The organism is Brevundimonas diminuta ATCC 11568 (assembly GCF_000204035.1).
GTDB lineage: Bacteria > Pseudomonadota > Alphaproteobacteria > Caulobacterales > Caulobacteraceae > Brevundimonas > Brevundimonas diminuta.
In genome coordinates this window covers 818,392-841,831 of sequence record NZ_GL883086.1, presented here as the reverse complement: position 1 = coordinate 841,831, position 23,440 = coordinate 818,392, and the positions used below count along the sequence as shown (strand labels likewise).

At 66.8% G+C, this 23,440-nt stretch carries 23 protein-coding genes; 10 read left to right on the top strand and 13 right to left on the bottom strand.

From position 1 onward, the window contains the following. Together BDIM_RS07825 and BDIM_RS07820 are read left to right on the top strand one after the other, a co-directional pair. A partial coding sequence (locus BDIM_RS07825; RefSeq protein WP_248601209.1) for a sensor histidine kinase occupies positions 1-1,090 on the top strand: 1,090 nt, incomplete at its 5' end. Positions 1,091-1,100: 10 nt separating this feature from the next. After that, positions 1,101-1,787, top strand: coding sequence for a winged helix-turn-helix domain-containing protein (locus tag BDIM_RS07820; protein ID WP_003165028.1), 687 nt, complete (start codon positions 1,101-1,103; stop codon positions 1,785-1,787). A 66-nt stretch (positions 1,788-1,853) separates the two neighbouring features. On the opposite strand, the gene BDIM_RS07815 is transcribed toward BDIM_RS07820, so the two are convergent. The 8 genes from BDIM_RS07815 to copC form a co-directional block, all read right to left on the bottom strand. Continuing rightward, positions 1,854-2,240 carry a copper resistance CopC family protein gene (locus BDIM_RS07815; RefSeq protein ID WP_040346721.1) on the bottom strand — a complete coding sequence of 129 codons (387 nt, stop codon included), beginning with the start codon at positions 2,238-2,240 and terminating at the stop codon, positions 1,854-1,856. 20 nt (positions 2,241-2,260) lie between these two features. Next, positions 2,261-3,556 carry a copper resistance protein B gene (locus BDIM_RS18435; protein WP_244911848.1) on the bottom strand — a complete coding sequence of 432 codons (1,296 nt, stop codon included), beginning with the start codon at positions 3,554-3,556 and terminating at the stop codon, positions 2,261-2,263. Then, positions 3,553-5,340 (bottom strand): copper resistance system multicopper oxidase, encoded by a 1,788-nt coding sequence (locus BDIM_RS07805; RefSeq protein WP_040346718.1) that lies wholly within the window; start codon positions 5,338-5,340, stop codon positions 3,553-3,555. Before BDIM_RS07805 ends, BDIM_RS18435 begins: the two co-directional genes overlap by 4 nt. 128 nt (positions 5,341-5,468) lie before the next feature. After that, positions 5,469-6,023, bottom strand: coding sequence for an RNA polymerase sigma factor (locus BDIM_RS07800; RefSeq protein WP_003165025.1), 555 nt, complete (start codon positions 6,021-6,023; stop codon positions 5,469-5,471). Between the two features lie 7 nt (positions 6,024-6,030). After that, positions 6,031-6,471: a Spy/CpxP family protein refolding chaperone gene (locus BDIM_RS07795; RefSeq protein WP_003165023.1), complete on the bottom strand. Its 441-nt coding sequence runs from the start codon at positions 6,469-6,471 to the stop codon at positions 6,031-6,033. Further along, entirely contained in the window at positions 6,468-6,737 is a 270-nt protein-coding gene (locus BDIM_RS07790) for a hypothetical protein (RefSeq protein WP_233126659.1), read from the bottom strand. Before BDIM_RS07790 ends, BDIM_RS07795 begins: the two co-directional genes overlap by 4 nt. A gap of 163 nt (positions 6,738-6,900) precedes the next feature. Continuing rightward, positions 6,901-7,806: a copper homeostasis membrane protein CopD gene (copD, locus tag BDIM_RS07785; RefSeq protein WP_003165021.1), complete on the bottom strand. Its 906-nt coding sequence runs from the start codon at positions 7,804-7,806 to the stop codon at positions 6,901-6,903. Position 7,807: 1 nt separating this feature from the next. After that, positions 7,808-8,170 carry a copper homeostasis periplasmic binding protein CopC gene (copC, locus tag BDIM_RS07780; protein WP_003165020.1) on the bottom strand — a complete coding sequence of 121 codons (363 nt, stop codon included), beginning with the start codon at positions 8,168-8,170 and terminating at the stop codon, positions 7,808-7,810. Positions 8,171-8,525: 355 nt separating this feature from the next. Between copC and BDIM_RS07775 the strand changes: the two genes are divergently transcribed. Further along, a complete protein-coding gene (locus BDIM_RS07775) occupies positions 8,526-9,716 on the top strand; it encodes a tyrosine-type recombinase/integrase (protein ID WP_040345458.1) in 1,191 nt (396 codons plus the stop codon). Positions 9,717-9,817: 101 nt separating this feature from the next. On the opposite strand, the gene BDIM_RS07770 is transcribed toward BDIM_RS07775, so the two are convergent. After that, positions 9,818-10,222 carry a MerR family transcriptional regulator gene (locus tag BDIM_RS07770; RefSeq protein WP_003165018.1) on the bottom strand — a complete coding sequence of 135 codons (405 nt, stop codon included), beginning with the start codon at positions 10,220-10,222 and terminating at the stop codon, positions 9,818-9,820. A 61-nt stretch (positions 10,223-10,283) separates the two neighbouring features. Between BDIM_RS07770 and BDIM_RS07765 the strand changes: the two genes are divergently transcribed. Both BDIM_RS07765 and BDIM_RS07760 read left to right on the top strand, forming a co-directional pair. After that, the gene (locus BDIM_RS07765) at positions 10,284-10,670 is read left to right on the top strand and encodes a hypothetical protein (protein WP_003165017.1); all 387 of its coding nucleotides are present in this window, start codon (positions 10,284-10,286) and stop codon (positions 10,668-10,670) included. Further along, entirely contained in the window at positions 10,667-10,885 is a 219-nt protein-coding gene (locus BDIM_RS07760) for a GDCCVxC domain-containing (seleno)protein (RefSeq protein ID WP_003165016.1), read from the top strand. Before BDIM_RS07765 ends, BDIM_RS07760 begins: the two co-directional genes overlap by 4 nt. A 234-nt stretch (positions 10,886-11,119) precedes the next feature. Here BDIM_RS07760 and BDIM_RS07755 read toward each other — a convergent pair whose 3' ends face one another. Then, the gene (locus tag BDIM_RS07755) at positions 11,120-11,542 is read right to left on the bottom strand and encodes a MerR family transcriptional regulator (RefSeq protein ID WP_003165015.1); all 423 of its coding nucleotides are present in this window, start codon (positions 11,540-11,542) and stop codon (positions 11,120-11,122) included. A 74-nt stretch (positions 11,543-11,616) separates the two neighbouring features. Between BDIM_RS07755 and BDIM_RS07750 the strand changes: the two genes are divergently transcribed. The 5 genes from BDIM_RS07750 (at position 11,617) to BDIM_RS07735 (ending at position 19,969) form a co-directional block, all read left to right on the top strand. Beyond that, positions 11,617-13,758, top strand: a complete 2,142-nt coding sequence (locus BDIM_RS07750) for a heavy metal translocating P-type ATPase (RefSeq protein WP_003165014.1) — start codon at positions 11,617-11,619, stop codon at positions 13,756-13,758. Positions 13,759-13,893: 135 nt separating this feature from the next. Further along, complete coding sequence (locus tag BDIM_RS17495) at positions 13,894-14,250, top strand: hypothetical protein (protein WP_076222564.1); 357 nt, start codon at positions 13,894-13,896, stop codon at positions 14,248-14,250. A 53-nt stretch (positions 14,251-14,303) separates the two neighbouring features. Next, positions 14,304-15,557, top strand: a complete 1,254-nt coding sequence (locus BDIM_RS07745) for a TolC family protein (protein WP_003165012.1) — start codon at positions 14,304-14,306, stop codon at positions 15,555-15,557. After that, positions 15,554-16,735, top strand: coding sequence for an efflux RND transporter periplasmic adaptor subunit (locus BDIM_RS07740; RefSeq protein ID WP_003165011.1), 1,182 nt, complete (start codon positions 15,554-15,556; stop codon positions 16,733-16,735). The genes BDIM_RS07745 and BDIM_RS07740 overlap by 4 nt, the downstream gene beginning before the upstream one ends. Before the next feature lie 12 nt (positions 16,736-16,747). After that, complete coding sequence (locus tag BDIM_RS07735) at positions 16,748-19,969, top strand: efflux RND transporter permease subunit (protein WP_003165009.1); 3,222 nt, start codon at positions 16,748-16,750, stop codon at positions 19,967-19,969. Between the two features lie 478 nt (positions 19,970-20,447). Here the strand turns inward: BDIM_RS07735 and BDIM_RS07730 are convergent, their stop codons facing one another. The 3 genes from BDIM_RS07730 to BDIM_RS07720 all read right to left on the bottom strand — a co-directional run bounded on the left by BDIM_RS07730 (position 20,448) and on the right by BDIM_RS07720 (position 23,426). Further along, positions 20,448-22,382: a cytochrome c/FTR1 family iron permease gene (locus BDIM_RS07730; RefSeq protein WP_040345455.1), complete on the bottom strand. Its 1,935-nt coding sequence runs from the start codon at positions 22,380-22,382 to the stop codon at positions 20,448-20,450. A gap of 57 nt (positions 22,383-22,439) precedes the next feature. Continuing rightward, positions 22,440-22,874, bottom strand: coding sequence for a MerR family transcriptional regulator (locus tag BDIM_RS07725; protein WP_046652906.1), 435 nt, complete (start codon positions 22,872-22,874; stop codon positions 22,440-22,442). A gap of 66 nt (positions 22,875-22,940) precedes the next feature. Further along, complete coding sequence (locus BDIM_RS07720; RefSeq protein ID WP_003165005.1) at positions 22,941-23,426, bottom strand: MAPEG family protein; 486 nt, start codon at positions 23,424-23,426, stop codon at positions 22,941-22,943. Between the last annotated feature and the right edge of the window lie 14 nt (positions 23,427-23,440).

Genomic DNA, 23,440 nt, shown 5'->3' with positions numbered 1-23,440 from the left:
CATCCTGGCTGAACAGACGGCGGCCGCCGCCGGCGCCGGGGCTGTGGTGTTGCTGCCTGTCGAGAACGAATTGACCCTGACGGCTGGGGCGCCGGGCAAGCCGGAACTGGACGCGGAGGCCATGGCCGCCGCGCGCTGGGCCTGGGAAAAGGGCGAATCCGCCGGCCACGGCACGGGCACCCTGCCTCAAGCGCGGTGGACCTTCCGGCCGCTTCAGGGCGTGCGCGACCGCGCAGGGGTGGCGGGGATTGAGGCGGCGGCCCTGTCGGCGGGCTCTGACGAGGAGAAACTGGCCCTGGCTCTGCTGGACCAGGGCGCTGTGGCGGTCGAGCGCGCCGATCTGGCCGGTCAGGCGGTAGAAACCGAGACCCTGCGCCGTACGGACCGCTTCCGCGGCGCGCTGATGAACTCAGTCAGCCATGATCTGAGAACGCCGCTGTCGACGGTGCTGGGGGCCTCGACCACCCTGATCGACCTCGGCGACAAGCTGAAGCCCGCCGTCCGCGCCGACCTTCTGCTGTCGATCCGCGAGGAGGCCGAGCGTCTCAGCCGTTACGTCGGCGACCTGCTGGACATGACTCGGCTGGAGGGCGGCGGCCTGAACATCCGCGCCGACTGGGTCGACGTGCGCGACGTGCTGAACGCAGCAGGCAAGCGCGTGGCGCGACGTCTGGGCGAGCGCAAGCTGGCCCGCGACTTCCCGGCCCAACTCAGCCTGGTCATGGTCGATCAGGGGCTGCTGGAACAGGCGCTGGTCAACATCCTCGAGAACGCCATCGCCTATAGCCCTGACGGCTCGACGGTCGAACTGGCCGCCTATGAAGATCGGGGCGCCGTGGTCATCTCCATCGAGGACGAAGGCAAGGGCATCCCCACCGCCGAACTGGAGCGGGTGTTCGACAAGTTCCGCCGCATGGAGGAGCCGTCGGACCGCACCAAAGGGGCGGGGCTAGGCCTGGCTATCGCCAGGGGCTTCGTCGAGGCCATGAACGGACGCATCGCCGCCGCCAGTCCGATCCAGGACGGAAAAGGCACCCGCATCCTGATCAGCCTGCCCAAGGCCGTCGTCACCCACCCGAGCCTGCTTTAAGGTCTGTCGCATGGCCGCCGTTCGTCCCCAGATTCTCGTCATCGACGACGAGTCCCAGATCCACCGCTTCCTGTCTCCGGCGCTGGACGCCGCCGGTTATGAGCCGCGCCGTGCTGACAGCGGGCAGGAGGGCCTGCGCGGCATCGCCCTGTGGAGTCCCGACGCCGTGGTGCTGGACCTGGGTCTGCCCGATATGGACGGCAAGGACGTGCTGGCCCGCGCCCGGGAATTCTACGCCGGTCCCATCATCATCCTGTCGGCGCGGGACAAGGAGGCCGAGAAGATCGCGGCTCTTGATCTGGGCGCCAATGACTATGTCGAGAAGCCCTTCGGCGTCGGTGAACTTTTGGCCCGGCTGCGCGCCAATCTGCGTCAGGCGCCGCGCGCCGAGGCGGCGGGGCCGCTGACGGCGGGCGAGGTGGTCATCGACCTGGAACGCCGCAACATCACTCGCGCAGGCGAAGCCGTTCGTCTGACGCCCAAGGAGTATGATGTCCTGGCCCATCTGGCGCGCAACGTCGGCAAGGTCGTCGGCCACCGAGACCTGCTGACCGCCGTCTGGGGCAAGGCTCACGCCGAAGACACCCAGTATCTGCGGGTCGTTATCGGACAACTGCGCCAGAAACTTGAGATCGACCCTGGGCAGCCCCGAATGATCGCCACCGAGCCTGGGGTCGGCTATCGGTTGACGGATTGAAGTAGGCTTCGGTCGTGGTGCTGGTTCTTCGTCAGCCCCACGACCTAGAGGCCTTGTCGAAGCCTTTTAGTGGACCATGAAGCGGGTCGAGCCGTTCATCCGATGGCCGTCAGGCCCTTCGGCTGTCCAGGCCGCCGCATAGTTGCCTGGGGCGAGGCGAGGCAAAGGCGCGCTGACGGTTCGAGCGGCCGGGGCCGACGGCGCCGTGACCGTGATCGGCGCTCGCCCCTGGGTCGTCAGGGTGACGGTCTTGAGCGTCATCGGATGGGGAAAGGTCACGCTGAATCGTTCCGGCGAACCATGCGTCATGGCGCCGTCGGCCGGGCTGGTGACGATGCCCGAAGCCTTCGCTTGCGAGCCGCCATGTCCGGCATGGCCCGCGTGCGGGTCTTGAGCGGCGGCCGCGCCGGCCAGCGAGGCCAGCGCAGCGGTGAGAACCAGTGTCTTCAGCATGATCAATCTTCCCTTCAGATTCAGAACCAGGCCTTGATGCCGACCACGAAGCGCGTGTCTTCGGGATCCTGGCCTCTGGCCTTGGCGTAGTCGGCGGTGTCGCCCAGCGAACGGGTCCACTCGACGCCGACGTAGGGGGCGAACTCCTTGCGGATTTCATAGCGCAGGCGAAGACCGGCGGTGACCGACGTCAGGCCCGAGTCGATCTCGAGCTCGGGGATGTCGCTGGCCGACAGAGCCACTTCGATCGCCGGTTGCAGGATCCACTTCTGGGTGATGCGCTGATCGTATTCGGCCTCGGCGCGGGCGGTCAGGTCGCCCTCGGTCGAGAGGAAGGCGGCCGCGCTCATCTCGAACCAGTAGGGAGCCACGCCCTGAACGCCGACGGTCAGGTGGGTGGTGTCGTCGCCGTCCGGACGGAAGTCCTGGCGCACGCCCGCCTGCACGTCCCAGAAGGGCGCGATGGCGCGGCTGTAGAGAGCCTGAACCTCGGCCTCGTGAAGCTTGCCGTCGATCTCGCCTTCGCCCTCGGTCTTCCACCAGAAGCGGTTGATGTCGCCGCCGGTCCAGCCCTGGGCGCCCCAGCTGTAGCCGTCAGCGCCGTCGCCGAAACTGGCCTCGATGGAGTCGATCAGCACGGCCGTCGTGCGGATGTCGCCGTTCTCGACCAGAAGTTGCTTGCGCGAAGCGGCCATGACCGCCGGGTCGAACAGCAGGTCGGCGGCGTGGGCCGGAGCCGAGCGAGCGGCGGCCGGGGGCGGGGTCTCGACCATGCGGCCCCCGACGGCGTCCACGCTGGTCGGGATGTTCGGCCCGCCGCGCGCGACGCTCATGTCATGACCGGCGTGGGGATCAACTGCGGGAGCGCCGTGCCCCGCGTGGCCGCTCATATCGTGACCGGCATGCGGATCGGCCAGCGCGGTGTTGTGATCTGCGTGCGGGTCAGCTTGGGCGGCGTGGGCCGGAGCCATGTCGTGACCCGCGTGGGGATTCGCCGGGGCCGCCTGGGCCGGAGCCATGTTGTGGCCGGCATGGGCATCAACCGGAGCCGCGCCGTGCCCGGCGTGACCGCTCATGTCATGACCAGCGTGCGGGTCAGACTGAGCGCCGGAGGCGGCTCCATGCATGGGGCAGGGCTTGCCCTCACGCATCATGGGGCAGTCGTGCGCGGGCTTGGCGGCCGAGGGCGTCGCCTGTGCGGCGGGAGCCGCTGCGGGAACGTGAGCCGCATGACCGGCGTGGCTCTGGGCCAGGGCGGGACCGCCCGCAGCCAGCATCAGGGGCGCGAGCGCCAGGGAGAGGGAAAGAGACTTCACGAAGCGGCTCCAGCCAGCGGGCGAACGGTGACGACGTTGAACATGCCCGCGTGCATGTGCATCAGAAGGTGGCAGTGGAAAGCCCAGTCGCCGGGCGCGTCGGCGGTCAGGTCGAAAGTGACCTTGCCCCCGGGCGCGACGTTGACGGTGTGCTTGAGCGGCTGATTGCCGTCGTGGCCGTTGACCAGCTCGAAGAAGTGGCCGTGCAGGTGGATGGGGTGGGCCATCATGGTGTCGTTGACCAGGGTCACGCGCACGCGCTCGTTCAGCTCGAAGCGGATCGGTTCGACCACCTCCGAGAATTTGCGACCGTCGAAGCCCCACATGAACCGCTCCATATTGCCGGTCAGGTGGATCTCCATGGTGCGCGATGGCGCGCGAGTGTCCTTGTTCGGCGTCAGCGAGCGCAGGTCGGCGTAGACCAGCACGCGGTGATCGACGTCATCCAGGCCCTGCGGCCGGTCGGCCAGGCGGTTGGACGGGGCCGGGGCGATGGCGTCCACGCCGACGCCGACGGCCATGTCGGCCGGGGCGTTGTTCGGATCGCGCATGCTCATGCCGCTGTGGTCCATCGGCGCAGCGGACGCCGCTGCGCCTGCCGCCGTTCCGTGGCCCATGGCCGCATGATCGGCGCTGGCTGCGCCGTGCGCGCTGTGGTCCATGCCGCCCATGCCCATGTCCTTCATGGTCAGGTTAGGCACCTTGCGCAGCGGCGGAACCTCGGCCGTCATCCCCATGCGCGGCGCCAAGGTGGCGCGACCCATGCCCGAGCGGTCGATGGCTTCGGAGACGATGGTATAGGCGCGGTCCTCGGTTGGGCGGACGATGACGTCATAGGTCTCGGCGACCGAGATCTGGAACTCGTCGACTTCGACCGGGCGGACGTTCTCCCCGTCGGCCTGGACTACGGTCATCGGCAGGCCAGGAATGCGGAAATTGAAGATCGACATGGCCGAGGCGTTGATGATGCGCAGGCGCACGCGCTCGCCCGGTCGGAACAGGCCGGTCCAGTTCTCTTCCGGACCATGGCCGTTGACCAGATAGGTGTAGGTCGTGCCGTTGACGTCCAGAATGTCGCGCGGGTCCATCCGCATGCCGCCCCACATCCGGCGCTCGGCGGCGTTCATTCCGTCTGAACCGTCCAACAGACCGGCCAGGGTCGTCTTCTGCATGTTGAAGTAGCCGGGGCTCTTCTTCAGCTTGTCGAGGATTTCATGCGGATGCAGGAAACTCCAGTCCGACAGGACCAGGACGTGTTCGCGGTCATAGGCGACCGGATCGGCCCCCGCCGGGTCGATGACGATGGGGCCGTAGTGGCCCATGGCCTCCTGAAGGCCCGAGTGGCTGTGATACCAATAGGTGCCCGACTGCTTGATCGGGAACTCATAGACGAAGGTCTCGCGCGGCTTGATGCCGGGGAAGCTGACGCCGGGCACGCCGTCCATCTGGAAAGGCAGCAGCAGGCCGTGCCAGTGGATCGAGGTGTCCTCGTCCAGATTGTTGGTCACCGACAGGCGCACGTTCTGGCCCTCACGCATCCGCAGCAGGGGCGCGGGCAGCAGGCCGTTGACCATGAAGGCGTGGCCGGTGCGGCCGCCGACGGTGAAGCTGGCGTCACCTACGCTCAGGTCGATGTTCGGTCCGGTCAGCGTCGGCAGGTCGGCCCGCAGGCCGGGCGATCCGGTCTGCGCCCAGGCGGGCAGAAGGCCCTGCAGGCCCAGAATGCCGCCGCCCAGGGCGGCGCCTCGCAACAGCGTTCGACGGTCCAGTGATGTTGTCGCCATGAAGTCCAAGTCTCAAAGAGGCCGTTCGCCCGTAAGGGCGCGCGGGGAGGGGTCTGATCGGGATACGCAGGCGAAACGGCCGCCCCTTGCATCACCGTTGCGGCAGGGCGCCGCAGCATGCCGACGCCTTAGCGCGCCAGGGTCTGGTTCAACTTCTGCCTGGCGCGGGCGATGCGGGTCTCCACCGCCTTAGGCGTGACGCCCAGAACTTCGGCGATCTCGGCGTGAGAACGACCCTCAAGCGAGGCCAGCAGAAGCGGCGCCTTCAGATTGTCGGGGAGGGCGGCCAGGGCGCGATTCATCTCGTCCATGCGACGGCGGTCGTCCAACTGGGTCTCGGCTTCCGGCGCATCCTCGCCCACGGCCATGGCTTCGGGCGTGTCCAGCCCCATGACGCCGCGCACGATGCGCCGCACCGTCCGCTTACGGCCCCAGTCGCGGCACTTGTTGATGGCGATGGAGCGCAGCCAGGTCGCGAAGGGCCGCGTCGGGTCATAGCGCCGGATGGCCAGCCAGGCCGAGACATAGGTTTCCTGCAGCAGGTCGTGCGCCTCGTCTGTGTCGCCGACATATCGGCGAACGAAGCGATAGAGGTCGCCGCTGGTCGCCGCCATCAGGGCGGTGAAGGCCGTGCGGTCGCCACGCGCCGCGCGCGCCTCGTCTGTATCGCCCTCGACCTCCACCTCGGCCTTACCGGGGCTCTTGCGTAAGGGCGCCGGCGATTTCCTTGTCGAAGATGCGGGCCTGTTCCGGCGTCAACACCGCGCGCATCTCGAACACATGGGCGATGGTGGCCTTCTGCAAGGCGCCCATGGCGTCGTGGAAGTGGTCGACCGCGGCGCGGACCTCGGGGCTGTCGCCCTTGCTGGCGGCGATGGAGTCGGCCAGTTCGCGATTGGCGGCGCGGACATCGGCCTCCAGCGCGTCGCGCTGGACGGCGAAGCTCGCTTCGATCTGGTCCAGGCGGGCGTCCTGGTCGGCGGTCAGGTCCAGCTTCTGGTGCACGATGTCGTGCACGCTGGGGGTCTCGTGCTGTTTCATCATCCAACCGGCCGCCAGCCAGGCGGCGCCGCCGCTGGCCAGGGCGGCCAGGACGACGGTCAGGGCGATGGACTTCCAATTGGCGCTCATCCGCCGACCTCGAAACGGGTCATCGGCGACAGACCTGCGGAGACGCTGAAAACCTGGATGTCCGACCGACCAGGCTTGAATGCCTGGCCCAGCATGCCGCCGTTGGTCACGCCGACCAGCAGGGCGACAGCCATGACGGCCAGGCGCACTTGGCTCATGCGACGCTGCTCCTGCCGCTCTTCGATCCGGCGCCAGACCCGGTTCTCCAGGCCCGCCAATCGCGAGGTCTCATCGGTTGAAGGCGGCGTCGCCAGCATGCGTTCCATGTCGTTTGTCATTCTGCGCCTTTCGCGGGCTCGATCCTTCATACGCGAGGCGACGCGTCTTCCCTTGGAAAGGAGCGCGTCGAACGGGCATGGTTCCGATAATGGCAACCTACGCCAAGTGGGGGGCGTGGCGAAAGATCGCGTCACGACCCAGGCTCGGCGCCTAGAGGGAAGCGGGGGGCGGCTGGACGCCCATCACGGCGACGACAGCCAGGATCGCCAGCGCCATGGCGAACTCGATCGCCAGACTTTTTTTCAAATGCGGCATGGCCTGGCCCGCATCACGAGCCATCAAGGGCGCCAGACGGAATCGGTTGGCGGCCGCCAAACAGACCATCAGGCCGAACAGCGCCAGCTTGATCATCAGCAGGACGCCATAGGGGCTGGCGGTCAAACTCAGCGCTTTGGAGACGCCGACCAGATAGGCGCTGTTGATCAGCCCCGTCACGACCAGGGCGCCGACCGCCGCCGTACCGACCCCGGCGAATCCGGTCAGGCTGCGCGCCACGCCGGCGTCCCAGGCGGGATCGGCTGACGGTCGCCGCACGATCAGGACGGCGAAGGCCGCCAGGGCGCCGGCCCAGATGGAGGCCGCTACGGCATGGGTGATGTCCGAGGCCAGGTGGATCAGATGTCCCGGCCCTTGCGTCGCTGCGCCGTGGCCGGTCCAGGCGAAACTGGCTGAGACGACGAGACCCAGCAGCGCCAGCACGCTCCACGCCAGCCGACCGGGACGCAGCAGCAGCGCCAAGGCCAAGGCCAGAGCCGCCGCGAACATCCGCACGACCAACGCCTTGCCCAGCCCCATGCCCGTGACCATGAAGCCCAGGGCTTCCGGCTTGAGCGCCGCGCTTAGGGAGCCCGCCATCATCGCGGTTTGAGCCAGCAGGGCGGCGGGCGCGGCCATCATCAGGACTGCTGCGGCCCAGGCTATGGTCGGACGCGGCCAACGCAAGTTTAGCGGTCCGACCGCCCGCGCGCTGTAGAGCATGAAGGCGGGCAGGCCGAGCAGCAGCGCCCCGACGGCGTATTGCACGCCGCGCAGGACGACGATCCAGACCTCGACCATGTCAGCGCACGGTGAAGTCGTAGCTGCCGGTCATACGGTGGCCGTCGGTGGAGGCGATGCGCCAGTTGACGACATAGGCGCCGGCCGCAAGCGGACGCGCCAGGATTCCCGTGATCGTCTTGCCGTCCTGGCTGACCTGGGAGCGAACCGTCGCCTTGGCGCCGGCGGCGTTGACGACGTCGAAGCTGGAGAAGGCCGGAGCGACGCGGTCGCTGAAGGTCAGGGTCACGACACGCGGCGATGCGACGGCCGACTTGGCCGCCGGCGTGGCGCTGACCAGGCGAGCGTGCGCCGCAGCCGGCGCCGCCGACAACAGGACGGCGGCAGAGACGGCGATGAAGGAAAGGGGATTCAAGGTGGACATGATCGTCTCCAGAGGGAGGCCGTTGAGGCCCTGAAGACAACTACGGACGAAACGGACGGCGCCCTTAAACGTCCGGTGCGGTGGAAAGACACTCCAACAGTCGTGTTGTGGGGAAACATCGCCGCCTGACGTGCATCGCTCAAAAAGCACGCAGAATGTAGGGCGATGAACGTGGCGGACAGGGTGTCGGATTCCGGGCCTTTTCAGCCTTGTTCACCGTTGTTCAGAGGTAGGTTGAACCCAGGTGTGGCTTGAGTTTGGTCGCTTCAGGACGTTGCATATTGTTGCACTCAAGCGCAGATTTTTTGATGGGTGAGTTGATGGGTTTTATGATGGGTTGTTGGATGGGTGGGAAATGCCCCGGAAAGCAGATGAACTAGGACCATTGGCGGTGTCGCGGCTACGCGAACCTGGCCTGCATTTTGTTGGCGGGGTAGCAGGGCTAGCCCTGCAAGTGCTGTCAAGCGGCGGGCGAAGCTGGATCTTGCGCGCGACCATGGGAAAGCGGAGGAGAGACCTGGGTCTCGGGGGCTATCCCGATGTGACGCTGGCGCGAGCGCGAGAGGCCGCCCGCGACGCGCGGGAGCAGATTCGGCGCGGTATTGATCCGGTCGAAGCAGGCCGTGAGGCGCGCCAAGCGGTAAAAACGCCCGCCGTCGTTGCGATCTCGTTCCGCAAGGCCGCAGAGGCCTATATGGCGGCGCATGAGGCTAGCTGGAAGAATCCCAAACACAGGGCGCAGTGGGCAGCCACGCTTGAAACCTATGTCTATCCGGTGATCGGCGACCTGGGCGTGGAGGAAGTCGCCCTCCCGCACGTCATGCGAATTCTGGAGCCCATCTGGACGATCAAGACCGAGACCGCGAGCCGCCTTCGCGGGCGTGTGGAAATGGTGCTCGATTGGGCCGCGGCGCGCGAATACCGATCTGGTCCCAACCCCGCACGTTGGCGGGGGCATCTGGACAAACTCCTCGCCAAGCCATCCCGGGTCGCGAAGGTTGTTCACCACAAGGCCTTGGGCATCGACCAAATGCCTGCCTTCATGGCCAGGCTTGCTGACGAAAAAGGGACAGGCGCGCGGGCGCTTGAGTTCACCATTCTCACCGCAGCGCGCTCGGGCGAGGTGCGGGGCGCCAGATGGTCCGAGATCGATCTTCCGGCCGCCCTGTGGGTCGTGCCGGGTGAGCGGATGAAGGCGGGGCGGCCGCATCGTGTGCCGCTTTCGTCAGGCGCGCTCGCGCTTCTCGCTGCGACGCGGCGGAATCCGGACACTGATCTGGTCTTCGCCAATATCGATGGCGAGGCGCTCTCGAACATGACTCTTGCTTCCGTGCTTCGCCGCATGAAGGTCGAAGCCGTGCCGCACGGCTTCCGGTCGACGTTCAGGGATTGGGTGTCGGAGAAGACCGCGCATCCTCAAGAAGCCGCCGAGATGGCGTTGGCTCACACTGTGAGCAGCAAGGTTGAGGCGGCCTATCGTCGTGGAGACATGATGGCGAAGCGATTTCGGCTGATGGAGGACTGGGCGGAGTTCTGCCTAGGTTAGCCCTGTGGTTAGCATTCGCGCCTGTCTGTTCTTGTTGCTGTTCCGGGCGGATATCAATCGCAGTCGCCTCGGAACTGCCTAGCCGCTGAATGAGGGGGCATCTAGCTTGAGCCGAGCTCTTCGATGACCGGACACCGGACTCGTCTTCCGTCGCCGCAGTCGGAGACCGTCTGTTTCAACAAGGCTTGAAGGCGTTGCAGGTCGGCGATCTTCGCTTCGATGCTGACAAGGTGGTCCTGAGCCATGTCGCGCACTTCGCTGCAGGATTGGACCGTCGGCTCGCTTAGCGCGATCAGCCGACGAATGGCGTCTATGCCGAACCCGAGTTCGCGCGATCGGCGGATGAATCTCAGTCGCTGGGCGTGTTCAGGCTCGTAGCAACGATGTCCGCCCTGGGTTCGGGCCGGCGCAGGCATCAGCCCGATACGTTCATAGTAGCGCACGGTCTCCAGGTTCACCCCGGCGCTGAGCGCCAGGCGCCCGATGGTCAGATCTTGTCTCGACACGCTCTTGATCCCGTAGTGGCTACGGGTTGTAGGCTGTATCAGAAGTCAGACAGGATAGCCCATGGCGACCGACCCAAACCGCGCCCGCATTCCCGAAGTCGCCGTCAGCGCCTCAGCGGTGGTCGGCGGGTTCGCTTCCCTTCTTGCATGGGCGGCCTGCTGCGTCCTGCCGTTGGTGCTGTCGATTGCGGGCGTATCCTTCGCGGGCGTCGCCGTGTTCGCCGGGGCGCGCCATTGGCTGACCCCGATCGCCGCCGTGGTTCTGGCCCTCGGGTGGCTGCTGCACTGGCGCCGCTCTCGCATGTGCCGACGCGATACGGCCTGCGGACGACCTTCACCGCTGGCCTTCAGGCTGCTTGTCTTCGCCACGCTGCTGATCGTGCTTTCCCTTGCCTGGGAGCCCTATGTCGAGCCCTGGCTCCTGCCTCAACTGGCGGCCGTCAAATGAAGGCGCCCGTCCTGCTCCAGTCCACGCTGACCTGTCCGCAATGCGGTCATGTCGCGACCGAGACCATGCCCACCGACGCCTGCATCTGGTTCTACGACTGCCTCGGCTGCGGCGTGAAGCTGAAGCCCTTGCCCGGCGATTGCTGCGTCTTCTGCTCCTACGCCGATGTGCCCTGTCCGCCGATCCAGGAGGATGGCAAGGGCTGCTGCGGCTAGGAATATTGCATCTGACCGAAGCCCCGCGTCGCCAGGCCAGGTGAACGCGGGGCGTCGATCTTTCGTCCATCGTAAGATGGCCGCCGGCGCTAGGCCGACCTGATGGCGATGGCGGACAGGTCGTTGGCCGCATCGATCGGCACGCCCGACGCCTTTCACTCGGAATATAGGGCCGCCATTTGACTGGCATGGGCCCGGGTCAAGGCGGTTGCCTTGGACGGTAGCAAGTAGAGCTTAGTGTCTGTCGTGCAAGCAGCCGCTATGGTCACCTAGAACTTCAATCACTCGGCATTTTTCAGCCGATTCTTGAATGCAGTGCGTCATGCGGGCGACCTCGGCCCGCAAAGCGGTGAGGCGCGCGATCTTGTGGTCGATATCGGCAAGATGGGAGCGGGCAATGCTGTCGGCCGATTGACATGGTCGACTCGGGTCTCCAGCCAGCGCCAAAAGTTCGCGGATCGGTTCGATCTCGAAGCCGAGTTCGCGCGCGTGTCGAATGAACCGCAGGCGTCTCAGATCGTCTGCATCGTAGAGGCGCCGGTTCCCCTCCGAGCGAGGCGGCGACGGCAGGAGCTGAATCTGCTCATAGTAGCGGATCGTCGGCGCCTTGATCCCGCTCGCCTTGGACGCCTGGCCGATTGTCACGCCCTGGCTCATTTTAACGCTTGCTCCTCTAGTCGCTAGAGGAAGTAGCGTCGCCGGGCATTCGTAACAAGGAGCCCCTCGCCACAATGGAAAACCTGGAAAGCCGATATCGCGTGACCGGTATGGATTGCGCAAGCTGCGGCTCCAAGGTCGACGCTGCGGTGCGGAAGCTGCCAGGCGTCACAGATGTCGCTGTGGCGGTCTCCTCGGGTGTTCTGAAGGTTCAGCACGGCGCCGATTTTGCGGGGGAGGGCGTGCTTCGTCAGGTTCGCAACCTGGGCTACGGCGTCGAGGTCCTCGCGCCGCTGCAGCCTTCGGCGGGTTCGACGATGGCCCCTCCCGGTGACGACCACCGGGCGGCCAGCGGTCCATGGTGGTGGACCCGCAAGGCCAAGCTTACAGCGGCTTGCGGCGTCGCCCTGGTCGCGGCCTACATTTTCGGCGCCCTGTTCCCGGCGATGGAGCGTGGAGCCTTCCTGGTCGCCCTGGCGGTAGGCCTTGCCCCAGTTGGCTGGCGTGCGATCACCGCTGCACGGTACGGGACGCCGTTCTCGATCGAGATGCTGATGACGATTGCGGCGGTCGGAGCCGTCTTCATCGGCGCTGCAGAAGAGGCCGCAGCCGTCGTCCTTCTGTTTCTGGTTGGTGAAATGCTGGAGGGCGTCGCTGCGGGGCGGGCCCGCAAGAGCATCCAGGGTTTGACCGACCTGGTGCCCAAGACCGCCTTGGTCGAGATCGATGGCCAGGTCAGCGAAGTACCGGCTGAAAGCCTTGCGCTCGGCGCCGTCATCCTTGTGAGGCCCGGCGACCGTGTGCCGGCCGACGGCGACGTCGTTGAAGGCGAGGGCGAGATCGACGAAGCCCCGGTGACGGGAGAGAGCGTCCCCAAGCGGAAAATGGCGGGCGACCCTGTCTTCGCCGGGACCATCAATGTGGGCGGCGTCCTGCGGGTCCGGGTCACAGCCGCCGCCGCTGACAACACCATAGCGCGGGTCGTGCGCCTGGTGGAGGAGGCGCAGGAATCGAAATCGCCGACTGAACGTTTCATCGACCGCTTCTCGACAATCTACACGCCCGTGGTTCTTGTCTTCGGCGCCCTGGTCGCGACCGTTCCGCCACTCATGTTCGGCGGTGCGTGGAGCGAGTGGATCTACAAAGGGCTGGCGGTCCTTCTGATCGGCTGTCCCTGCGCCCTCGTGATCTCGACGCCGGCAGCCATAGCGGCTGGTCTGTCCGCCGGCGCGCGGCGAGGCCTGTTGATGAAGGGCGGAGCCGTGCTCGAAACCCTGGGCAAGATCACCGCTGTCGCCTTTGACAAGACCGGGACGCTGACATCCGGCAAGCCGATCGTGACCGACATCGTGGCGGACGCGCGAACCGAGGGGGAGGTGCTTTCGATGGCGGCGGCTCTCGAAACCGGATCGAGCCACCCGCTGGCCCTGGCCATTCTCAACCGTGCGAAGGCTGACGGCGTATCCATCCCGGCGGCGTCGTCAGCCCGGGCGATCCCGGGGGAGGGCGTCGAAGGGACCGTGAGCGGCGCTCAGGTTTTCCTGGGGTCGCCACAGGCCGTCGCTCGGCGGGTCGGGCTTTCGGCGTCTCAGGATGCGGCGATCGCGGGCTTCAACGCCGAGGGCAAAACCGTTTCCGTGGTCGTGATCGACGGCCAATCGGCGGGCTTCCTGGCGATGCGGGACGAGGCGCGGCCGGACGCTACGGCGGGCCTGGCCCGGCTCGAGGCCATGAAGATTCGTGCGATTATGCTGACAGGAGACAACCGGCGCACAGCGGAAGCGGTCGCGAACGGTCTCGGCGTCGAAGTGCGGGCTGAGCTTCTGCCGCAGGACAAGCAGAGAATCGTCAAGGAACTGCAGTCCGAAGGCCTTGTCGTCGCCAAGGTCGGCGACGGCATCAATGATGCGCCGGCGCTCGCCGCCGCCGACATCGGCATCGCCATGGGGGGCGGCGCCGACGTGGCCCTGGAGACGGCTGATGCGGCGGTGCTTCATGGCCGCGTCCAGGACGTTCCCGACATGATCGACCTGTCGCGGGGGGTGATGGGCAACATCCGCCAGAACATCACCATCGCCCTGGGCTTGAAAGCGGTCTTCCTGGTCACGACGGTGATCGGCGTCACCGGCCTATGGCCGGCGATCCTCGCCGACACCGGGGCGACCGTGCTGGTGACGGCAAACGCCATGCGCCTTTTGCGCTGGAGGCCGAAATGAGCCGGGACGTCCTGACCACATCTTCGTCGGGCTGTGAATCCGGGGCGGGCGTGCGGTCTCCGATAGGCGGTGTTTTCGTCAAGCTTGCGACCATGGCGGCGTTGTCGGGCGCTGAAACCTTGGCGGGAACGCGCCATGTTTGAATGGTCGAACAGAACCTTCATGACGGCGGCGCTTTTCGCGCTTGTCATCGTCGTGTTTGGTTTCCTGCCGGCCGTTGACGCAGCGGCCTGTGCGCCAGAAGCGCGGGCTGCTGTCGCGGCTTCATCGCTTTCGAGCCCGCCAGACCAGGACCACGGTAAAGCCAAGGGCGGCGACCAGAACCATAGCGGTTGCGCCCATGGTCATTGTCACCACGGCTCAACGGGCGTGCAGCAGGCGTCGATACCTGTTCCGGCCAGCCTCAAGAAAGCCGACGGCCCAAAAGCGCCGACGACCAACCAGATGGCGTCCCGGACGCCTGCCGGCCCGGATCGCCCTCCCAGAAGCTGACGCCAATGCCGCGCCCTCGTGCGCTCATCCGTCAGAAATCTGGGAAATGAACCATGTCTTCCTCACATCGTCGGCTGTCGCTTCTGACGGCCGGCTGCGCCGTGGTCGCGATAGCGACAGCGGCCGCTGCTCCTGCCTGGGCAGATCCAGCGCCGAGCTATGAAACCCTGCTTGAGCGCATCGGCCAGACGCCCGTCAACGTCGAGGCCGGCGCGTTGCTCGACGCCGCCGAGGCGCGGGTCCGCCAGGCGCGCGTGCGTCCTAATCCCCAACTCGGCCTGACTGCCGACGGCGTCCTGGGGAGCGGTCCTTATGACGGCTACAGCAACGCCGAGACCAGTCTGGCCTTGACCCAGGATCTCGAGCTCTGGGGGCGCAGGGGCGCCAGGGTTGATGTCGCGCGCGGCGAGGCCGGAACTGCCGCTCTTCGTCGCGATCTCACCGGCGTTGACGCGGCAGGCCGTCTGGCGCTGGTCTACGCCGAAGCCGAGGCGGCCGATCGCCGCTTTCAACTGGCCAAGGAGGCCTTGACGATCACCCTGGCGGACGCTCGCGCCGCCCTGTTGCTCGTGGAGGAGGGCCGCGAACCCCTGTTGCGGGGCATCCAGGCTGAAACTGAGGCGGCGTCAGCGCGCGCGTCGCTTGATGAGGCGGGAGCCGAACGCGAGGCCGCCTTCGCCCGGTTGACGGCGACGGCCATGTTGCCGACGGTCGTCACCTCCATCGACCCGGGCGTTCTGGATCGCGCGCCCTCGGCGCCGGATCAGTCCGGAGCGGCTTCGCCGGTCGTGCGCTTGGCGGAAGCGGAGCGCGACACAGCCGAGCGGCGTATCCGGGTGGAGCAGATCAATGCTCGCCCGAACGTCAGCGCCTCTGTCGGCGTCACCCGTTATGAAGCCGAAGACGCCACCGCCTTGACGTTTGGCGTGAGCATGCCCTTGCCGTTGTTCGATCGAAACCGGGGAAACATCCAGGCGGCGCAGGCCGAGTTCAGGGCGGCGAACGCCCGCCTGGACGGCGCCCGTCTCGATGAAACCGCCGACCGAAGCGCAGCCCAGGCGCGTCTAAACGCTTCCGCCAGCCGTGTGGCGGCGACGGACGCCGGCGTGGCCTCGGCTGAGGAAGCCTATCGCTTGTCCCGATTGGGTTTTGAAGCGGGGCGCATCTCCCAGCTTGAACTGCGCGCGTCCCGCGCCGCCCTGATCTCCGCCCGCAACGCCGCCGTCGACGCCCGCCTCGCGCGGGTCCGGGCGGAAATCGACCTCGCGCGCCTGCAAAGTCGCATCCCGTTTGGAGCCGCACTGTGAAAACCCAGATCAAGACCAGAAAGACCTGGCTGATGGCCGGAGCCGCCGTGGCGGTTGTCGCCATCGGCGGCGGAGCCTTCCTCCTGACCCGCGACGGACCCGCGCCATCGGCGCAGGTTCAGGCGTCGGCTGAAGCGGGCGCTGAGGAGGAGGCTGCGGGTAAGGTCGAAGAGGGCGTCATCGCCCTGACGCCGGCGCAGATCGAGGCGGCGGGCATCACGGTCATGGCGGTCGGACGCGGCGGGGGCGGGGAGATCCGTCTTGCCGGGCGCGTGGAGCCCATGATCGACGCCCGCGCCGTCGTGGCCGCATCCGTCGGCGGTCGGGTCGAGCGCGTCCTGGTCGCGCCGGGCCAGTCGGTGCGCGCCGGCCAGCCTCTGGCGGTGCTGGTGAGTGGTGAGGCCGCGACCTTCCGCGCGGACGCCGACGCCGCCGCCGCCGCCGCTGACGCCGCGCGAAGCGCCTATCAAAGGAACGACAGCCTTGCGTCCCAGGGGGTGGTGGCGCGTCAGGAGGTTGAAACCTCACGCGCCCAATCGCTCAGCGCGGACGCCGCCGCGAGAGCCGCTCGCGCCAGGGCGTCGGCGGCTGGCGGCCCCAATGCGTCGGGCCGTATCAGCGTATCCAGCCCGATCTCGGGCGTAGTGACGTCGGTTCAGGTCGGTCCAGGCGGATTTGCCCCCCAGGGCGGCGTGATAGCCGAGGTCACCAATCCGACGCGCGTGGAACTGGTGTTCAATGCGCCGCCTGCGCTCGCCGCTCAGGTTCGGACGGGGTCGTCGTTGCGAGTGCAAGGTCCGACCGGTGAATTCGATGCGGTCGTTACGGGCGTCGCCGTGGGCGGCGCCGGCGAGAGCGGTGCGACCCTCATTCGCGCTCGCCCGTCCGGCGGCGCCCTGCCGCCCGCCGGATCGCCTGTCAGCGGCGCTCTGGTGACGGGGGGAGACGCCGACGGCATGACCGTGCCCTCCGAGGCCGTACAGACGTTGGAGGGGGCGACCGTCGTCTTCGTCCAGGTTCAGGGCGGCTTCCGGGCTGTCCCTGTCATGACCGGCCGCCAGGCTGGGGGCCGAACCGAAATTCTTCGCGGCCTGACCGGCGCCGAACGTATCGCCGGCGCCAAGGCCTTTCTGCTCAAGGCGGAGCTCTCCAAGAGCGAAGCCGAGGAAGACGAGTAGGGACGAGAGATCATGTTCAAAGCTCTCATTGAGGCCTCCGTCCGCTTTCGCTGGTTCGTCGTCCTGGCTGTGGCGCTGGTCGCTGCGCTCGGCCTGTTCGAACTGACCAAGCTGCCGATCGACGCCGTTCCCGACATCACGAACCGACAGGTTCAGATCACCACAGTCGCGCCCGCCTTGGCGCCCGAACAGATCGAAAGGCAGGTCACCTATCCGCTCGAGACGGCCATGGCCGGCATACCGGGACTTCAAAGCACACGCTCCCTGTCTCGAAACGGCTTCAGCCAGATCACCGTCGTCTTCACCGATCAGACGGACATCTATTTCGCCCGCCAGCAGGTGGCGGAGCGGATGCGGCAGGCGTCGGATGGTCTGCCCGAAGGCGTCGAACCCAGTCTGTCGCCCATCACCACGGGGCTGGGTGAAGTGCTGATGTGGACGGTTGATTACGTCCCCTTCAGCCCCAAGACCACGGTCGCCACCGGCAAGCCTGGCTGGCAGGCCGACGGCGCCTATCTGACGCCGGAGGGCGAGCGGCTGACCACGCCGCAGGCCCGGGCCACCTATCTGCGGACGGTCCAGGACTGGATCATCGCCCCGCAGATGCGCACAGCCCCCGGCCTGGCCGGGATTGACGTCAACGGCGGCTATGTGAAGGAATACGCCGTCCGACCAGACGCCGCCGCCCTGACACGCTACGGCCTAGGCATGACCGATCTGGTCCAGGCGCTGGAGCGGGCCAATACCCAAGCCGGGGCCGGCTATGTCCAGCGGGCAGGCGAGGCCCTGGTGGTTCGCACCGACGCCCTGGCCGCGACGGTTGAGGATCTGGCTCAGGCGCCGGTCGTCAATCGCGGCGGTCTGGTTGTTCGGGTCGCCGATGTCGCAAAGGTCGAGATCGGCCAGGCGCCACGTCTCGGCGGGGCCAGCCACGACGGCCACGAAGCCGTCCTCGGCACCGCCCTGATGCTGGCTGGGGAAAACAGCCGCACGGTGGCTCAGGCCGCCGCCGAGCGGTTGGAGCTGGTCGGCGCATCTCTCCCGCCGAGCGTGGTGGCCCTGCCGGTTCTGAATCGAAGCGACCTGGTCAACTCGACCATTTCGACGGTGGCGCGCAACCTGATCGAGGGGGCGCTCTTCGTCATCGTCGTCCTCTTCCTGCTGCTCGGAAACTTCCGGGCCGCGGCGATCACGGCCCTGATGATTCCGCTGTCCTTCCTGTTCGCCGTTATCGGCATGAACCGCTTCGGCATCAGCGGAAACCTGATGAGTCTCGGCGCGCTCGACTTCGGCCTGATGGTCGATGGCGGCGTGGTGGTGATCGAGAACACCCTGCTGATGCTGACGCAGCGACGGGGCGAACTGGGGCGGATGCTGACCCGGCATGAACGCCTCGGGGTGGCGGTGCAATCGGCACGACAGATGGTCAAGCCAGCCGCCTTTGGCCAACTGATCATCCTGCTGGTCTTCACGCCGCTGCTGATGCTGGAAGGGGTCGAGGGCAAGACCTTCGTGCCGATGGGCGCGACCGTCATGCTGGCCCTGGTCGGCGCCTTCATCTTCTCCTTCACCTTCGTGCCGGCGATGACGGCCCTGCTGGTGCGCGATCCCAAGACAGTTCATCTGGGACCGGACGGCAAGGCCGAAGAGCATGAGACCTTCATCCTGCGCTTCGCCCGCCGCTGGATACAGCCGGCCATCGGCGCGGCGGTGGCCCGTCCCAAGGTGGTCCTGATCGCTGCGCTGGCGATGCTTGGCGTGGGGACTGTCTCCTTCATGACCCTCGGGCGGGAATTCATCCCGACCTTGGACGAAGGCGACATCGCCATGCAGGTGTTGCGCGTGCCGTCCGCTTCGCTGGAGCAGTCCTTGTCCATGCAGATGGCGCTGGAACGCGCCATCAAGGCCCAGCCCGAGGTGGAGACCGTCTTCTCGCGCACCGGGACGGCCGAAGTCGCCATCGACCCGATGCCGGCGAACAACTCGGACAGCGTCGTTATCCTCAAGGACCGCAAGGACTGGCCCGATCCGAAGTTGCCGAAGGACGAACTCATCGAGCGGATCGAAGAGGTCGCCAGCCAGCAGATCGGCAACAGCTTCGAGTTCAGCCAGCCCATCGAGCTAAGGTTCAATGAACTGATCTCGGGCGTGCGGTCAGATCTCGCCGTCATGGTCTATGGCGACGATTTCGACACCCTGCAGAAGACGGCTGAAGCGGTCGCCGCCAAGTTGCGGGCCACGCCGGGCTCTGCCGACGTGCGCGTGGAGCAGGCGTCGGGCCTGCCCACCCTGACCATCAGCGTCGATCGCTTCGCGGCGGCCCACTACGGCCTGTCCGCCGCCGATGTCTCGGAAGCGGTCTCGACCGCCATCGGCGGCGCCGAGGCGGGGCGGATCTTCGAGGGCGACCGCCGCTTCGACGTGGTCGTGCGTCTGCCGGATGACGCGCGCAACGATCCATCCACACTGGCTGCCCTGCCCATCGTCTCGAGCACGGGGGTGATCGTGCCTCTGTCTTCCGTCGCCCGCATCGAGACGGCCGAAGGACCGAACCAGATCAGTCGCGAGAACGGCAGCCGGCGCATGGTGGTCCAGGCCAATGTGCGCGGGCGCGATCTCGGCGGCTTCGTGGCCGACGCACAGGCGGCGGTGAGCGAGGTCGCTCTTCCGGTCGGCTACCGGCTGGATTGGGGCGGCCAGTTCGAGAACCTGAAGCGGGCCGAGCAACGGCTGGGACTGGTCATTCCCATCGTCTTCATCCTGATCGGCGTCCTGCTGTTCATGGCGCTCGGGTCATTCGCGGAGGCGGGACTGGTGTTCGCCTGCGTGCCGCTGGCCCTGGTCGGCGGGGCTCTGGCCCTGCTGCTCAGGGGGATGCCGTTCTCGGTATCGGCGGCGGTCGGCTTCATCGCCGTCTCCGGCGTCGCGACCCTGAACGGTCTGGTGCTGATGCAGGCGATCCGGGAGCGGCTCCAGGCCGGCCTGGAGCCTGTAGCGGCGGCCATCGAAGGCGCGTCCAGTCGTCTCCGCGCGGTGCTGACCACGGCCCTGGTCGCCATCGTCGGCTTCATCCCTATGGCGCTGGCTCACGGCGCAGGGGCCGAGGTTCAGAAGCCTCTGGCCACCGTGGTCATCGGCGGCCTTCTGACCGCGACGGTCCTGACGCTGCTGGTCTTGCCGACCTTTGCGGCCAAGGCGGTCAAACATCGCAAATCGGAGGGGATCGAGGACTGAACACACTCCTGCCAGCGGACCGTGGGCGGCGATCACCGCCGCTCACGGTTTTCCTTTCGAAGCTTGGGGCTGTGCCGGGGATGGCGGGAGCCCGAGACCTTGCCCTATGGGGTGTCTGCAGCGACGATGTGAACGGCGCGGTCAATCTGGTCATTGCCGGAGGTCGGGGCGCTGATCAGTTTCGTCGCGGTTCTGGCGGAGATGAACGACGTCCACGACATCGACCACGCTACCGTTCAGGCCGAAACTGGCGCTGACGGCGGTGGGCTGGAGCCGGCCGCGGGCCTGTCCCTCATTGATATCCCGCCTGCCCGATGAGGGCCAGGCAACTCGGCGACTGTCCTTGTCGATGCGGACCGGTAGGGACCTGACCGATACTCTGAGCCTTGATGGGGTTTCGGCCCCGGTCCGGGGCTCGCATTCCGCCCCAGAGTGAAGCCTCCGGCCTGGATGGTTCGGTACAATCGGAGACGACCTGCTAGGCCTTGGCTGAGCCCTGCCGTTTGGAACCAGAGGTACGCGCAAACCCGATTACCAGCACGACGAGCGTTAGAAGCTGGACCCCGACGCCTTCCACGGTGGGGTAGATGCCCAAAATCTCGATACGCGGCGCCCAGGTGATCGGGTGGACATCGAGCCAACCCGCTTCCTGAAGCGCCGCCACGCCTTTCCCGACAAGAACGACCGACAGGACGGCCATGAGGATTGAGCTCAGTGAGAAGAACCGACCGATCGGCAGATGTTTGCTGTAGGCGAGCAGCGCCCAGGCAGCGAACGCCAGGATCGCCACTGCGGTAAGCGCGCCGGCCAGCATGCCGACATGGCCGCCCTGGCTCCAGATCGCCGCATAGAACAGGATCGTCTCGAAGACCTCCCGGTAGACCACGACGAAGGCCAACAGGAAGAGGAACCATGCCGATCGCTTCGAGAGCGCCTTGGAGAGCTTGTCGCGAATATAGGTCTGCCAGGCGTCGGCATGCGACTTGCCGTGCATCCAGATTCCGACGGAAACGAGCACGACCGCCGCCAGAAGCGAGCCAAACCCTTCAGTGAGCTCTCGGCTGGCCCCGCTGATGGAGATGAAGAAGGTCGCAGCCGCCCAGGTGGCGCCGCCGGCGACCAGAGCCGCCACCCATCCTCCGTGGACGTAACGCAACACCTCAGGCCGGTCGGCTTTCCTGAGGAAGGCAATCATCGCCACCACAATGAGCAGCGCCTCCAGTCCTTCGCGAAGCAGTATCGTGAAGGCGCCGATGAAGCTGGCGAGATTGTCCGCCTTCTGAGGCGCCAGGGCCCGCTCGGCGGTGTCGAACAGGGCGTTCAGACGAGCGATCCGGTCCGCGACCTTCGTCTCTGCCGCGCCCTTGCTGATCGACACGCGGAGATCGGTCATTGCCGTCTCGATGCGACGTAGGAGGGCGGTGTCTCGCGCGCCGAGCGCCGGCTCGACCGGCTCGACACCGTCGAGATAGGCCGACAGCGCCAGGTCGGTTGCGGCCTTTCGGTCTCCCCGACGATAGGCGGCTTCACTCTCCGCCAGACGCGTCCGAGCCAGGGTGAGGGTGGCTCCCTTGGGGCGAGCCGCCGCCTCCGGGTGGCGGCGCAGATAGGCCGTCACCGCCCGCGCCTTCGTCTCCCCGATGCGCGCCGCTAACTCCGCCGGCGAGGCCTGTGTGACGGCGGCCAGATCCGGGTAAACGGTGCGGATCGCCGGGTCGCTCTCCCAAAGACGCTGGCCTTCGACCGCTTCGGCGTCAGTGAAGGCGAAACGGCCGACATAGAAGGCCAGGGCCCAGCGGTCCTCGGCCGGCAGATGGGAAAAGCTGGCCATCGCCGTGCCGTCGAGCCCCTGGTCGATCACCTGGTATAGGCCGAAGACGCTGCGTTGGCGGGCGCGCTCGACGTCCGCGAATGCAATTGGAGCGGGATCGAGCCCCTGCGCGCCCGCGCCGTCGGCGCGCCCTGTGGCGCCGTGGCAGACAGCGCATTGCGCGTCGTAGAGGGCGGCCCCCTTGGCCAGGTCGGGCGGAAATGACGGCGCCAGCGGGCTTGGATAGGCCGCCAGGACCGCACCGGCCAGGGTTTTGGCCTGGCCGGCGACGGTGCGCGGATCGCTCTTGTTCCGGATAGCGTCTTGAAGGGCGACGGCGTCCCGAACCAGATCGGCCTTGGACGACGTGGAGGGCAGAGCTTCCAGGCGGGTCAGAATCTGGCTGCTGAATTCGACCATCTCTCCATATTCGGCGGGATTGGTCACCTGGCCGTTCTCCACCGCACCGGCGTAGTCGACCCCGACGTAGTCGAGCAGCCGCCACGCGACCTGGGCCTCCGAGGCCGAAGCCGTCTGGGCCAGCGCGGGGGCGGTCATGCCAAGGGTGAGCAGGAGGACGAACAGGCTGAGCAGAGGGCGCATCGGAAACCTAGTTGTGAGCCGCTCGCATTAGCACTCGAACAGCGCGTGTGTCGTGGTTTATTGTGAAGCCGAATGATCGTGCAGGGCCTCAATCACCTTGCAAGCCGAGACCCGTCCGCCCGCGCATTCAGCGGTCATGCGCGAAAGCGCGCGCCGGAGGGCCTGCAACTGGGTGATCTTCTGCGTCACTTCGGCGAGATGACGTTCGGCTATGGTGTTGGCTTCGTCGCAGGCGCGGTCGGGATGATCGGAGAGATCCAGCAGGGACCGGATCGAATCCAGGTCGAAGCCAAGTTGGCGTGCATGCCGGATGAAGGTCAGCCTTTGTTCGGCATCATCGTCGTACATCCGGCGGTCGCTGGCGGTCCGGGGCGGAGCCGGCACCAGTCCGATCTGCTCGTAGAATCTGATCGTCGGAATTTTTATGCCGGTGGCGGCGGCGAGTTTGCCGATGCTGCGAGGTCCCGACGAAGGGGGCGAGGGGCGTGTCATCGCTCAAACATGGGTCGAAGTCCTGGAGACTGGGGCGGAAAGACGGGCATGAGGCGCGCTCGGATACTACCGGCCGAGAATCAACAGGACGATGGCGATAACCATGGCGGCAAGCGTCGAGGCGCCGGTAAGCGCCATGCCGAAAGCGCGTGCGGCGGCGCCCTTGACGTAGCCGATCGCGAACATCACACGACCGAGGAGATAAAGCGTCACCAGAGCGGGGATCAGGATCAACTCCTCGCCTCGCAAAACAACGGCGAGAATCAGATGTGCGCCGACGGCCAGGACGGTCTGCTCAAGGGAATTCTGCAACACGGCCGCAGGCACGGCGAGCCGAGCGCTGGGCGGGCCGTAGGCGGCTCCTGGTCGGTCCTCATCCGACCGATACCGAATGCTGGCGACAAGCCGCAGGCAGCCGGCGAGCCACACGAGCACCGGCAACTCCCACTTGAGGGCGTAGGCCAGGCGATCGGCCGTCGCCATGTCGGTCTCGACGCCGAATGGCGCGGGAGGAATCCACAGCCAGGTAGCCGTCAGGCTGCTTGCGGTCACGCCTATGGCCAGGG

Coding starts and splice junctions, on each gene's coding strand:
- BDIM_RS07820 (WP_003165028.1), top strand. CDS start 1,101: ATGGCCGCCGTTCGTCCCCAGATTCTCGTCATCGACGACGAGTCCCAG.
- BDIM_RS07815 (WP_040346721.1), bottom strand. CDS start 2,240: ATGCTGAAGACACTGGTTCTCACCGCTGCGCTGGCCTCGCTGGCCGGC.
- BDIM_RS07805 (WP_040346718.1), bottom strand. CDS start 5,340: ATGGCGACAACATCACTGGACCGTCGAACGCTGTTGCGAGGCGCCGCC.
- BDIM_RS07795 (WP_003165023.1), bottom strand. CDS start 6,471: ATGAGCGCCAATTGGAAGTCCATCGCCCTGACCGTCGTCCTGGCCGCC.
- BDIM_RS07790 (WP_233126659.1), bottom strand. CDS start 6,737: ATGGAACGCATGCTGGCGACGCCGCCTTCAACCGATGAGACCTCGCGA.
- copD (WP_003165021.1), bottom strand. CDS start 7,806: ATGGTCGAGGTCTGGATCGTCGTCCTGCGCGGCGTGCAATACGCCGTC.
- copC (WP_003165020.1), bottom strand. CDS start 8,170: ATGTCCACCTTGAATCCCCTTTCCTTCATCGCCGTCTCTGCCGCCGTC.
- BDIM_RS07775 (WP_040345458.1), top strand. CDS start 8,526: ATGCCCCGGAAAGCAGATGAACTAGGACCATTGGCGGTGTCGCGGCTA.
- BDIM_RS07765 (WP_003165017.1), top strand. CDS start 10,284: ATGGCGACCGACCCAAACCGCGCCCGCATTCCCGAAGTCGCCGTCAGC.
- BDIM_RS07760 (WP_003165016.1), top strand. CDS start 10,667: ATGAAGGCGCCCGTCCTGCTCCAGTCCACGCTGACCTGTCCGCAATGC.
- BDIM_RS07755 (WP_003165015.1), bottom strand. CDS start 11,542: ATGAGCCAGGGCGTGACAATCGGCCAGGCGTCCAAGGCGAGCGGGATC.
- BDIM_RS07750 (WP_003165014.1), top strand. CDS start 11,617: ATGGAAAACCTGGAAAGCCGATATCGCGTGACCGGTATGGATTGCGCA.
- BDIM_RS17495 (WP_076222564.1), top strand. CDS start 13,894: ATGTTTGAATGGTCGAACAGAACCTTCATGACGGCGGCGCTTTTCGCG.
- BDIM_RS07745 (WP_003165012.1), top strand. CDS start 14,304: ATGTCTTCCTCACATCGTCGGCTGTCGCTTCTGACGGCCGGCTGCGCC.
- BDIM_RS07735 (WP_003165009.1), top strand. CDS start 16,748: ATGTTCAAAGCTCTCATTGAGGCCTCCGTCCGCTTTCGCTGGTTCGTC.
- BDIM_RS07730 (WP_040345455.1), bottom strand. CDS start 22,382: ATGCGCCCTCTGCTCAGCCTGTTCGTCCTCCTGCTCACCCTTGGCATG.
- BDIM_RS07725 (WP_046652906.1), bottom strand. CDS start 22,874: ATGACACGCCCCTCGCCCCCTTCGTCGGGACCTCGCAGCATCGGCAAA.